The sequence below is a fragment of the Edaphosphingomonas laterariae genome, from assembly GCF_900188165.1.
Lineage (GTDB): Bacteria > Pseudomonadota > Alphaproteobacteria > Sphingomonadales > Sphingomonadaceae > Sphingomonas_E > Sphingomonas_E laterariae.
In genome coordinates this window covers 94,820-107,128 of sequence record NZ_FZOS01000012.1, presented here as the reverse complement: position 1 = coordinate 107,128, position 12,309 = coordinate 94,820, and the positions used below count along the sequence as shown (strand labels likewise).

Genomic DNA, 12,309 nt, shown 5'->3' with positions numbered 1-12,309 from the left:
CCAGGAGGCCATCAGAAAGCCTGTCGCCCGGCCGCGCTTCGCTGGGCATGCCGCTCGCCACGCGATCCTGGCTGACCGTTAGCGTCCGCACCGCCCTCGGCGCCAGCACCTGATTCTCGAGCACGAGGTTGAGCCGGCCACCGGCGGCCCCAACGCCCCCTGCTGCGGCGCGCATCGTCCCGTCGTTGACGATGCCGACCATCGAGCCGATCTGGATCAGGCCCCCGTTTCCGGCGAGTTGCACGGTGCGCGCCGCATCCAGCGGGCCCATGCCGATGTCTATCGTCGCGGACGCGCCCGATGCGTCGAGCACCGCGCCTTCGCGGATCACGACCGCCGCACGGCTTGCGTTCAACAGATCTTCTGCCACGCGATCATAGTTCGGCAGTCCGATGCGTATCGAGCCGCCGCTCTGGGCGATCCCGTACCGCAGCCCCCGCGCGTCTCTGGCCGTCCATGACCGGCCGGCTGCGTCCAGGGTCGCGCTTTCCCCGATCCAGATCGAGAGGTTCCCCGTCTCGGTGGGGAGTGGCTCGCTGCGCAGAGAAATGTCCCCGCCGGGCGCGATAATCGCGCCGTCCACTATCATTTGGCGTGTCGACACCAGATCGACCGAATGACCGGGATCGACCGCAATCCGCGCGTCGCGGCCGATCTCCAGCGAAGCGCCATGGAGCGACAGGCTGGCTCCAGCACGCGGGGTCAGACGACCCGTTTCCGGGTTTTCGAGAAACTGCGGGGGCATCCAGCTTTCCAGGATGTCTTGCGGTCGCGTGCCGGTGGCCGCGGTGAAGGCTGCATCCCTCGCCCGCAGCACCGGCGTCTCGACCGTCAGATCCGTCCCCGGTGCCACCACCAGACCGGCCCTGCTGGTAATGTCGTATTGAGAGAAGCCGCTCCGGAGCAGAGAGGCGTCAAAACGAGACGCGGCGCCGAAGAGGATGTCCTGATCGAAGACGGTTCCGCGCGCCAGCACCTTGCCAGCAGGAATGACCAACTCAATCGGCGCGATATCCCCCGCCGCCAATGCGAGATCGAACGGCGCGACCGGGATGCCGTCCGGAAAAACGGCTGCGGGCAGGACAACGCCTCTGGGAATGGTGTACAAGGACACCATCGAACCGGCGGGAATGACATCGCCGGGCATGGCGAAGCCGCCATCGAAGTAGACGCCGTTCGAGAATTCAGCCGGCACCGTCCAGTCATCGGCTGCCATCACAGCTTCGAACGAGGAATGACCTTGCGACGGGACCCCGGGCGGAAGGCTTGACAGCCGCGTGGTCATGCCGACCGGGAGCCGCGCGCCTGGTACTATAGTTATTGCTTCGGAAAGGATGACGTCGGCCGGCAGTTCGACGCCGGCCCCCAAGACCCCGCTTTCGAGCAAGGCATTTTCACCGAACAGGACGGGGCTCGGCGACTGGAGCGTCAGCGTGCCTCCGCCAACGACGCCCTGCGCACGAATGACGCCGTCCAGCAGCAGTTCCTTTCCGGTGCGGTCTATATCCACGCCGCCCGGAACGGCCGAGCGATCCTCGTTGGCGATCAAAGTCAGATCGCCGCCGCGTCCGCCCATCAGCGTGCCGTTGTCCAGAAGCGCCGCGCCGGAGGAAAGGTCCACGGTGCTCCCTGCCTCCAGGCGCACCGATCCTTCCACCATGCGGACCGACAGACTGCCGCCATCGACATGGGCGAGCGCGAGCGGTTCTCCGCTTGCGATGCGCGCGTTGCTCCAGATGCCGGAAAGATCGATCGTAGCGCCGTCACCCAGGCGGAAAGCGGGGTTTCCATCTCCCAGCAGGATTGCGTCGCCTGTCCCGGACACGCCGTCGATGGTCGCTCGGTTCGTGGCGGTCACGGTGCCGCTGCGTATTGTGACGTCTGCGCCGATCGCGATATTGCCGCTGACGAGGTTCAACTCTCCGCCGTCCGCGAGCGTCAGACCGCCTTCGATGGCGATGCCGCCATCGGTGACAAGGGTGATTTCGCCTAAGCCGTATCCGGTCAGTCGATCGGCATCGAGCAGCACGCTGCCCTGCCGTTCTGCCGGAATCTGTTCACCCGTCTCCACGCCAGCGGCGTCGATGTCGCCGATGACGATTCGGCTACTATTTGGCGTGTCGAAGCCCATCGCGTTGACGTTCGCCACTGTCAGCGCGCCGCCCCGCGCCACGGTGTGCTGTCCCAGTTTGTAACCATCCGCCACGCCATTAGCGCGAGCATTGACCTGTCGCTCACCGTTGATGACTTCGGAGACGATATCGCCATCGAAAACTACTGTCGGAGCAGACAGGATCAGACGACCTGCGTCACGTCCCACGGTGTAGCCGTCTTCCCATCGCTGTGATGTGCCACGCGAAAACAGCGGGTCGGAATAGACTTCCGTGTACATGTCGCCCCAGCGGTCGTGGCGGCGAATGAAGGCGTTTCCGACAGCGACAATCTGAAGATGCGCTGGTGCGTTGCGGATATCATACATGCGCCCATCGGCGCCCATGACCCGGGTCGAGCGGATGTAGCCCGATCGATAGTCTAGGCTGCCACCCGACAGGTCGAAAACAGCGCCCTGCTGCGCGACGATCTCACTGGCGGAAAGCGTGATCGTGCCTCCGACGGCCGCCCACTCACCTATGCCATGCGACATGTTGGCGAGGTGGCCGCCCACTTCGAGCAAGCCTCCTGGGGTGTACCAGCGATCACCATCATAGCCGCCAGTCCCGTCCGGCAGCAAAATCAAATCACGAACGTCGATCCAGACATTCTGGTTCTTCAGGTTGTCGCTATCCCGGTTGGCGGGACTGTCTCGCAGTTCGTTGCCCTGAATATTCACCTGGATGGAATTGTCGGCCATGTTGAGCGCGACGCCCATCACCCCCGAGACGTCGATCCGCGCACCGTCTTCCACGGTGATCCGTCCGGCGCCGGCCTGCACCGCGACCTGGCCGCCCTGGGCCATGGTCTGCGAACCGCCCTCGAACGTAACGTTGCCGCCCGTCACGATCTCGATACGTGACTGATCCAGCCGATCGGCGAGCAAGGACCGGTCGTCAAAACCACCACCGGTCGTGGTATGCCGGTTTAGGTTCGCGGTGTTGCTTTGTGCGATCAGCGCGTCGCGTTGGCTGTTGAGGGCGGTATCGTCACTTTCGAGTTCGGGCAGGACTACGGTGAGGCTGTCCTTTCCGAGCGTCACCGAGCCTTGGCCGTCGCTTGCGGAGTTGAGCAGGTGGATGGTGCCGCGCTGGTTGACGCTGGTCGTGGCCAAGGCGACGCCATCCTGCCGAATGGTCCTGCCGGCGAGCGTGATGTCGCCCTGCGCCGCCTCGATCAGACCGGCGTTGGTCACTGTTCCGCTGGTGGAACCAGCGTTGATCAGGCCGCGCACCTCGTTGCCGCGCGTCGTCGAGTACGGATTTTCCTCGGTGCCGTAGCCCCGTCGAATGATGAAATCGTCGCCCGCCGAAAGCACGGTTTGTCCGCGTGGCGTGATGATCGTGCCGTCGTTGCGGACCTCCGTGCCCATCAAGAGAACGTAGCCGCCGCCGGACGTTACCGAGGCGGGCGTGTTGGTGATGATCTGCGCACCGGCCTCAACCGTCACAGCGCCGCGAGCATTAGTGAACGCCGCGAGGTAGTCTGAGCCGGATAAGGGAGAGTATATTCCCCGGTTCAGAAACTGCTCGTTCGAGATGCTGGCGCTTGATGCGATCAGGTTCCGGACATTGACCTGGCTCGCGCCGCCGAAAATGACGCCATTCTGGTTGAGGATCAGGACAGTACCTTGGGCCTTGATCGAGCCGAGAATTTGCGAGGGATTGGCGCTGTTTCCGACGACGCGGTTTAATGCCACCCAGTCGGCGCCGCCTTGATTGAAGCTGAGGTCGGTCTCGCGGCCGACGTTGAAGCTGTCCCAGTTGAGAATGGCCCGCTGCTGCGTCTGCTCGATCGAGACATTGGTGCGGCCGTTCTCGCCCTCGCTTTGCACCGGACGATTGGCGCCGACCCACAGGCTCGGGTCCAGCTCGACGCCGTTCGCCACCTGCAAGCCGCCCGGACCCATGCCGTTGGGGACGGTGACATGGGTCGCGCGGGCGAGCGCGCGGGCGGCCGCCTGCGCGTCGTTCATCGCCTGGCGCGTCTCGGCCGCGCGGCGGAAGGCGGTGATGGCGCGCTGGGTGGCGCTGTTGGTCTCGTTGGCCCGGGTCGCCTGATCCTGCGCCGCTCGGGCCGCAGCCGCGGTGGGATCGCCGCCGCCGCGACCACTAAACACTCGCCCGCCGCCGGAGCGGTCCTGGGCCTCGGCGACGCCGGTGAACAGCATGGCGCCGATCGACGCGCCGATGAGCAGGCGTTGGCGAAGCGGGTTGGTCTTGGCGGTAGAGGACGGGGCGGTAGGGGTCGGGGCGGTCATCGGTTGGACTCCAGCAAAGGGGCGGCCGGCAGCGCGGCGACAGACTCATTGGATCGAGAGACAGAGACGTGACGGGCGCCAAAGGGCGCGCCGGCGAGCACAGTTGGGACTTGGCGGAAGCTCATGGGGTGCCTCCGCGCGGCTGATAGACGGGCCGGTTGGGCCGTTGCGGATGGACCGACGTACCGAAGGTGTTGCCCATGCGCTGACGCGTCGCAGTCTGGTTGGCTACGCCGGTCTGCACGTCCGGCGAGCCCGCGCCGATCACCGGCGTCTCGATGGCCGAGCGCGTCTGCGCCTGGGCGGTCTCGGCGGCGGCCTGGAGCCGGTCGGTCGCGCATTCGAGATGACCGGCGCGGTGGCCGGCGATGTCGACGGTGACGCAGGGGCCCGGCGCAGGCCCGCCGATGCGGCCAGATTGCGTCGCGGTCGATGCCGATGAACCTAGCTCCGCCTCGACGGTCACGGGCGGAAGCACGATGTCGGGCGCGCGCGGCTGCGTGGCAGGTGACCGTTCCTGTGCCTGCGCGGCCGAGCCGGCGCCCGCCACACTGAGGATCAATGCGAAGCAAGCGAGCGAGACCCGTCCACGAAGGCGGGCCACGGACGGGCTCGCCGCTTCCGCACGGCGCGGGAGCCGCCAAGGCCACGGCCGCAGGATCATGAAGGGCATAAGCGGGCGCTGGCGCTGACCCGCTCCGCCGGTCTCCGACGCCGCCATGTGTCGCCTTGGGCCCATGAGGGAACGGGCCGCGATCACCTCGGGGACGGCGCCGGAGTTTCGAGTATCGAACGTCGACGTCCACCCCTGTCCGGTGAGGGCCTCCGACGGGGATGGCCGCTCGAACCGGCCGCTGCGCCGGTGGAAACGCAGCGAGGCCGAGACGATCAGGAGCGCCAACGTGGACATGTCATTCGTCTCCGGGGTCAGAACCGCGTCATGATGTCGACGAACAGGCGGTCGACGCTGAACGGCGCGCCGGCCACTTCCTCGGCCGACAGCCAGCGCGCGCCGAAGATGGTGTTGCGGCCGATCGCGTAGTTGCCGCCGATGGTCCAGCCGCGGTTGTTGGTGCCGCCGATGTGCATATCGGAGTCGGCGAAGGCGTCGATCACCGCATCGGATTCAAGGCGGCGGTAGCCGATGAAGGCGTTCCAATCGCCAGTCTGGGCCACCCAGTCGCCATACCAGTTGAGGTTCAACACCGAACCAACGGTCAGGCGCGCCGACCAGCCGGTGTCGCCACCCTCGAACGCGCCGTCTTGCAACTTCGTCTGGCCGGGGTTGAGCGGATCGGGGACGCGGATCGCCGGTCCCAGATTGTTGACGGCGCGGCCGCTCCAGCCATCGGCCTCGGTGTAGGTCCCGCGCAGGAGCTCACGATCGAAAGCCAGGTTCTTGACGAAGTCGCCTTCCAGCCGCAAGGCGAAGCGGTCGGAGGCGCGATAATCGACCGCGCCGCGGATATTGAGCGTGCGGAAGTTCGACGCCAGCCCGAAGTACTGGTTCTCGGGGCTCTGCGGGATGTTGAGCGGATCGGGGATGATGTTTCGGATCGGGAACATGGTGTTGCCGAACTGCTGGAAGGCTGGGCGCGTCGCGTCCGTCGAGCAGGTGACTTCGTAGTAGTAGCAGGGCGCCGAGACCTTCCCCTGGACATTGTCGTAGTGGAAATAGGCACCCGCCAGCCGCACGTTGATCCGGTCGCTCGGCTTGAAGTCGAACCCGGCCTGGGCGGCGAACAGATAGCGGTCCTGGCTTTCATAGGGTCCGCGAATGCCGGGATACGTGTCCTCGCCGGTCTCCGGCGCGGTCGGGGCGTTGCGCGAGCCGAAGTTCAGGTCGGTGTTGAACACCGGGAAGGCGCCAGCCGAGCCAAAGACCGAGAAACGGTCCGATACCGGCGCGGTCACAGAGCCTGCGATACCGTCGAAGTTCATGTCCCAATCGTAGATGAGATCGCTGGTCCAGAACGGATTGGCGAAGCGGCCGAAGTCGATTGCGGCTCCCTCCATGGGGGTCAGGCGCAGCGAGGCGCGGTCGAGCCATATCTGGTATTTGCCGGTGCCGTCCTGGCCGAGCGTCTGGTTGGTCGAGATCGGACCGTTGTCAGCGCCGGTGGCCAAACGGATATCCGCCGAGATCCAGTCGTCGATCTGGGCCCTCACGCCGAGACGGGCGCGGACGCGGAAGCGCTGCCGATCCTCCAAGGAGTTGAGGAACGGCGGCGGGATATAGCCCGGCGTCTGGTCGTTGATGTTCTGGCCGGGTCCGGCGTTGATCGCGCCGTAGTCGGCGAAGATGTCGGCGTTGCCGTCGTCATAGCGACGGGCCTCGCCGCGAAGACGCACATCGCCGTAGAGCTGGATGCGGCGCGTCCATTCTGGCGTCTCGCCGGGACGCGACCAGCCTTCGGCCTGGGCCTGCGTGCCCAGTTCGGCGCGCACCTGCTGGGCGATCTGCTCGCGCACGACGGGCGAGACATAGGTGACGGTCTGGGTGCCGTCGGCAGCGACGCCCGCCTGAGGCAGCGGAGGACGGGCGGGCGCTTCAGCCTGCCGTACCGGGACGGTGGAGCGGGCAATCATACGATCGGCCTGCTCGCGGGTGAGGATGCCTTCAGCGACCAACTGCTCGACCAAGAGGCGTGGATCGACGGTCGTGCCCTCTTCCTGCGCGAAGGCCGGAGACGCCAGCAACGACACGCCGGCGGCGCAGGCCATCAGCGCGGCTCTGAGCCGGTAAGTGGATTTGGGCAGGCTGGTCATGATGTTCCCCTTCGGAAGTGTGGTCGCTGGGTGTTGCGCTGACATGCGATCAGCCTCCCGAGCGGGCGTTGAGTTCGATGTTCATCGTCGGCAGGTTGGCAGGCGGGGCCTGGCACTGCAGGCCCGTCAGCACCTCGCGCAGCCGAGCGTTGCGCCGTGCATCGCCGCCGCTGATCTCGCCGATGCGCGAGATGCGCCCGCTCGGATCCACCGACACCGACAGGCGCACCGTGTACCGGCCCCGGGACAGTTCGCGGTCGGCCTGGGCCGCACGGCGCAGACAGGGCACCGCCACATTGTTGGCATAGGCCGCGAACCCATCGCCGCCGCCGCCGCCAGGGCGGCCGCCGATCCGCGTGCCCGACCCATCGCCGCCGGCCAGCCCGTAGTTGCTAGGGCCAGCACCTTCTCGGGCGGTCAGCGCATTGTCGCCGGGTGTCGCATCGCTGCTCGACTGATCCGGCGGGGGCGGCGTGTCGACCGGCTGATCGATCGGCGGCGCCACCGTCGGCTCGGGCGGCTGCTGGACCTGTTCGGGCGGGGGAGGCGGCGGCGGCGGAGGCGGCGGCAGGATCACCGTCGTCGTCGTCACCTGGTTCGGCCGCTCGGTCACCGCGTCCCGATGGGTGAGGTTCCAGGCGATCACGATCGCCACGCCGATGCCCAGCACCACCAGGATGCGACCGAAGGTGATCGGCGACTGCCTGCGGCGGGGACGCTCCGGTCCGCGCGGCGGCATCAGGGTCGCGGCGGCCATTATGAACGCCCTCTCGAAATCGGACGGCTCATGGCGAGTCCGGGTGATCGTCCGGAGCTGTGAAGCCGCCCGGCGTCCAGGCGGTCGACAGCGCCGCCGGCAAGGCCTTCGCGGGGCTGTGCTGGGCGAGCAGCAGGGCGATCGCCGCGCAAAGCCCGACCAGAAGGCCGAGCAGCAGCCAGGGGCGTGCGCTGCGCCGCCACCAGGGCCGCCGCCGGGAACGCGATGGCCGGATGGTGGGTCGCCGGTCGGTCAGCCGATCGAGGAGCCGGCGTAAGAGGCGCATGACGCATCACTCCCTCCCGGCTCACGCGCCGCCGCCGGGCGGGCGGGTGGACGCCATGCCGAGGCTGGGCACGCCGACCTTCGAGCAGATGTCGAGCACCTGCATAACCCGGTCGTACTGCACGGCGCGGTCGCCGCGCAGGATCACCGCCAGATCCGGGGTGGTGGCGATCGAGGCGCGAAGCTGGGCTTCCAGTTCGGCCATCGACACGGGGATGGCGTCGATCGACACCGTGCCGTCGTTGCTGACCGCGATCACCCGGCTTTTCTGGACGTCGAGCGTCTGGGCCGAGGAGGCGGACGGCAGGTCCACCTTGATCCCCTGCACCGCCGCCGTCGTCATCAGGATGAAGATGATCAGCAGCACCAGCACCACGTCGACGAACGGGGTGATGTTGATCTCGTTATAGGGCTTCTTGCCCCCGACCTGGATGGCCATGGCCTGAACTCCTTGATGCTGGGGTCAGGCCGCCTGGGCGGGCATGGGGGCGGGAGCCGGGGCGTCCTGCCACGTCTCGGCGATCCGCTTCTCCAGTTCATCGACGAAGATGCGGTCTTCGGTGTCGATCTCTTCGACCTGGGAAAGCAGATAGTTGTAGCCGAACAGCGCCGGGATCGCGACCGCGAGGCCCGCGACCGTGGCCAGCAGCGCGGCGGCGATGCCCGGCGCGATCGCGTTGATGTTGACCTCGCCGGCCGCAGCCACCGCCGCGAAGGTGATCATGACGCCCAGCACCGTTCCGAGCAGGCCGATGAAGGGCCCGCCCGAGATGGCGATGGTCAGCAGTACCATCTTGGAGTTGAGCTTCTGGCTCTCGCGGATCTGGCCGGCTTCCAGCGCCGAGCGGATCGCGGCGATCGACTGGGCGCGGATGGCGAAGCGCGAGCCCGAAGCGCGGCCTTCGTGCAGGCGCTCGGACAGTTCGCGGTTGCCGATCGCATAGAGACGCGCCAGCGTCGAATCCTTGGCCTTCGGCCCCGGATCGAAGCTGGGCAGGCCGTCATGGTCGCCCGCGCGGCGAGCGATCTGGGCGTAGCTGTCCATGAAGGCGTCGTTGGCCGCACGCACCCGGCTGATCAGCAGGCCCTTGGTGATCATGATCCAGATGGCGATGGCGAGCATCAGCGCGCAGATGATGATCACGACCCAGGCGTCGAACGTCAGGGCGGCGAACAGCAGGCCCCAATAGCCGTGGCCGCCGTCGGTCGAGAGCTGCTCGGGCGTGCCGGCCGCGACCAGGCGCGAGGTCTGGCCTTCGCTGGCGGCGGCGAGCTGGAACATCGCCTGCGGCAACGCCGCGCCCGCGACGCGGAACTCGTCGATCTCGCCGGAGAAGCCCTGGCCGAGCACAGGCGCGGCCGTCGCGGCGCCAAGCGCGCCGGCGACCTCGCCCGCGGGCTGGCCGTTGACGTAGAGCACGCTCCGCTGGCCGTCATTGACGAGTGCGACATTGGCCCAGGCATCGGCGGCGAGCGGCGCGCCGTCGCTGCGCGTGCCGTTGGCGTCGATGAAGAGTTGGCCGCCTTCGCTGATCAGGTTCACCGCGCCCGGCAGGCTGAAGATCACGCCGTCGCCGGCGGGCTTCACCCAGAAGCTGATCGACAGGGGCCCTGCCGCAAAAGCGGACGCGGGCAGCGTGACAGGCGAGCCGTTCAGCACCAGGCTGTTGCCGATCAGGCCGCCCGCGTTGCGAGTTTCACCGCCCTGCGCGTTCGCGCCATTGGCGGTGGCGTCCCGAGGGGCTCCCTCATTGTCGAAATGATAGACGAGCCGGTAGTCGGCGGCGAAGGTGCCGGCGACATCCTGGCCGGCTTCGGCCGCCTCATTGCCGTAATAGGCGAAGATGGCGCTCGCCTGGCCGGGCTGGAGGCCCTGCACATCGACCCACACCAGCGCGGTCTGTCCGGCATGGTCCCAGCGCTCGACATGGAACTTGAGCGGCGTGCGATCGTCGCCCGCGACAAACCGCAGGTCCAAGCCGTCCGCCTTCACATCGGCGAAGTTGAAATTGCCCTGGTGCAGCCGCACCAGCACCGGCGCGCGGGCGACCTCGCCGGTGATCCCGGCGGCCTGGGTGTTGAGATCGATGCGGGTGCGATAGGCGAACTCGCTGTCCCACCAGGCATGGGCCGGCGCGGCGGCGGTGAGCGCGGCGAAACCAAGCGCGCCCGCGACGGCGGCACGCTTGAGACGTGACGTGAATGACATTTAGAATTCCCCCCAGATGCGGAAGCGAGCGAAGAAGTCGCCGCGGCGGCTCTCGGAGCCGTTCACGAGCGGGACGCCGAGATCGAGGGCGCCGTTGAGGTAGCGGAAGACGCGGATGCGCCCGCCGAGGCCGACGCTCGACAGGCCGAAATCCTTGTCCTGGCCGAGCAGCGGATCGTGGATCGCGCCGAGGCCAGAATCCCAGAAGGCGTGCAGGCGCAGCTCGTCGATCGGACCGCCGAGGCGCGGCCCGAAGTCGGGCGAGCGCAGCTCGGTCTGGATGGCCACGCCATAGTCGGCGATGTGCTCGGTCTCAAAATAGCCGCGCACGCTCGACATGCCGCCGAGGCTGAAGCCTTCGTTCGAGATCAGCGGATCGGGCGAATATTGCCCGGTGATGCGCGAATGGAATTGCATGCCCGCCATCACCTCTTCGGTGTGGCTGGCGTCGACCTTGAAGGTGACGAAGCTCGGCCGCGCATTGTAGCGCTTGGCGTCGAACCGCTCCCAGCCGTCGCCTAGGCCCCGGATCCCGAACACGGTCGAGAGCGTGAGGTCGCTGCGCGCGCGGTCGGAGGTCCAGTCGCCGCGCCAACTCGCCGTAACCGGGAAATAGAGGATCGGCGCCGAGGCCCGATCCGACCCGAGGATCACATCCTCGTCGAAATCCTTCCAGTCGATGCCCAGCGTGAGCGAATGGTAGAAGCCTTCGCTCGATCCCAGCGACCGGATGAAACGCAGGCCCGCCATGTTGCCGCGCCCGATGACGCTGGTTCCGCCGACGACAGCGATGTCGCTGTCCGAATGCACCCCGTAGAGCATGAGCTGCGTGCCGGTGCCGAGCCGGGTCAGCCAGTTGGCCGAGAACACCGTGCCGTCGTCGGTTCGGCGCGGCGCGGTCTGCGCCGAGACCGAGATTGAGTCTCCGCGACCCCACAGATCGTCATAGCGCAGCGTCGCCGCCGTCCTCAGATTCGTGGTCGCCGCCGAACTGAAGTTGTTCACCTCGACCGAACCGTGGATCGGCGAGGTCTGCTCGACCGTGAGCACCACGTCGAGCGTGCCGGGCGCGACGCCCGCGCGCAGCTCCGGCGTCACCCGGCGATTGGGATTGCTGTTGAGCGCAACCACGTCGCGCTGGAACTCAGGGAGGTTCGGGGTCGTGCCTGGCGCTACCGACGGCGCCTGCGCGCGGATGGCGTCCGCCCGCCCGGTGTCGCCCTCGACCAGCAACTGGCCGACCGTCTGCGGCTGCACCTGGAGCTGCAGCACGCCGCCTTCGACCGACTGTTCGGGGATGAACACCGATACCGCGACATAGCCGGCGTCCTCGAACGCCTTCTGGAGCGCCGCGCGCGCCGCCTCGACATCGGCCTCGCTCTTGCCAGGACCCATATGCGGCAGGATCGCCCGCTCCACCGTGTCCGCTGGCAGGATCGTGTTGCCGCGCACCTGGAAAGCCATGATGTCGAAGCTCGCGGCCTGCTGCAGCTCGCCCGTGGCAGGCGGGCCGTCAGCGCCGGGCTGTCCTACCTCTTGAGCACTGGCCGGTGCTGCCGCCAGCGCCAGCATCATGCCAAGCACCGTCCGGCTCCCCGTGCGGCGCCAGTGATCACGTTCGAACCTCAAATCCATACCCCCCGCCGCAAACACCGCCACGGCAAAAAAGGCCGGACGGCGATCGGTCGCTCTCGTCGCAAGGCGGACGCCGCCATCGCTAATTGTGCAATGCAGCGCCCCGGTGACAGGGTCCTAATCGGAGGCGTGAAAGATTCTCGCAAGTCGTTTTGGCGATCACTTCCCGTCGCCGTGCGTTTTTACCGGGTTCTGACAAGCAGCTTTGCATTTTGATGACAAATTAAGCCGGATTGATGTTGT

Annotated in this window: 8 protein-coding genes; all 8 read right to left on the bottom strand. The window is 67.2% G+C overall.

Annotation, left to right across the window (positions count from 1 at the left end; genetic code table 11):
- On the bottom strand, positions 1-4,411 hold a 4,411-nt coding region (locus tag CHB74_RS12425; RefSeq protein ID WP_218821431.1), incomplete at its 3' end, for a filamentous hemagglutinin N-terminal domain-containing protein.
- A gap of 121 nt (positions 4,412-4,532) precedes the next feature.
- Positions 4,533-5,321, bottom strand: coding sequence for a hypothetical protein (locus CHB74_RS12420; protein WP_144033792.1), 789 nt, complete (start codon positions 5,319-5,321; stop codon positions 4,533-4,535).
- A 17-nt stretch (positions 5,322-5,338) separates the two neighbouring features.
- On the bottom strand, positions 5,339-7,180 hold the full coding sequence (locus tag CHB74_RS12415) for a putative porin (protein WP_089219929.1): 1,842 nt from the start codon (positions 7,178-7,180) through the stop codon (positions 5,339-5,341).
- Positions 7,181-7,229: 49 nt separating this feature from the next.
- Positions 7,230-7,937, bottom strand: coding sequence for a TonB-dependent receptor (locus CHB74_RS12410; protein ID WP_089219928.1), 708 nt, complete (start codon positions 7,935-7,937; stop codon positions 7,230-7,232).
- Between the two features lie 28 nt (positions 7,938-7,965).
- Positions 7,966-8,223 carry a hypothetical protein gene (locus CHB74_RS12405; RefSeq protein ID WP_089219927.1) on the bottom strand — a complete coding sequence of 86 codons (258 nt, stop codon included), beginning with the start codon at positions 8,221-8,223 and terminating at the stop codon, positions 7,966-7,968.
- Between the two features lie 21 nt (positions 8,224-8,244).
- On the bottom strand, positions 8,245-8,661 hold the full coding sequence (locus CHB74_RS12400) for an ExbD/TolR family protein (protein WP_089219926.1): 417 nt from the start codon (positions 8,659-8,661) through the stop codon (positions 8,245-8,247).
- 24 nt (positions 8,662-8,685) lie between these two features.
- On the bottom strand, positions 8,686-10,431 hold the full coding sequence (locus tag CHB74_RS12395; RefSeq protein WP_089219925.1) for a DUF2341 domain-containing protein: 1,746 nt from the start codon (positions 10,429-10,431) through the stop codon (positions 8,686-8,688).
- Positions 10,432-12,060 (bottom strand): ShlB/FhaC/HecB family hemolysin secretion/activation protein, encoded by a 1,629-nt coding sequence (locus CHB74_RS12390; RefSeq protein WP_245842873.1) that lies wholly within the window; start codon positions 12,058-12,060, stop codon positions 10,432-10,434.
- Positions 12,061-12,309: the final 249 nt, after the last annotated feature.

Coding starts and splice junctions, on each gene's coding strand:
- CHB74_RS12420 (WP_144033792.1), bottom strand. CDS start 5,321: ATGTCCACGTTGGCGCTCCTGATCGTCTCGGCCTCGCTGCGTTTCCAC.
- CHB74_RS12415 (WP_089219929.1), bottom strand. CDS start 7,180: ATGACCAGCCTGCCCAAATCCACTTACCGGCTCAGAGCCGCGCTGATG.
- CHB74_RS12410 (WP_089219928.1), bottom strand. CDS start 7,937: ATGGCCGCCGCGACCCTGATGCCGCCGCGCGGACCGGAGCGTCCCCGC.
- CHB74_RS12405 (WP_089219927.1), bottom strand. CDS start 8,223: ATGCGCCTCTTACGCCGGCTCCTCGATCGGCTGACCGACCGGCGACCC.
- CHB74_RS12400 (WP_089219926.1), bottom strand. CDS start 8,661: ATGGCCATCCAGGTCGGGGGCAAGAAGCCCTATAACGAGATCAACATC.
- CHB74_RS12395 (WP_089219925.1), bottom strand. CDS start 10,431: ATGTCATTCACGTCACGTCTCAAGCGTGCCGCCGTCGCGGGCGCGCTT.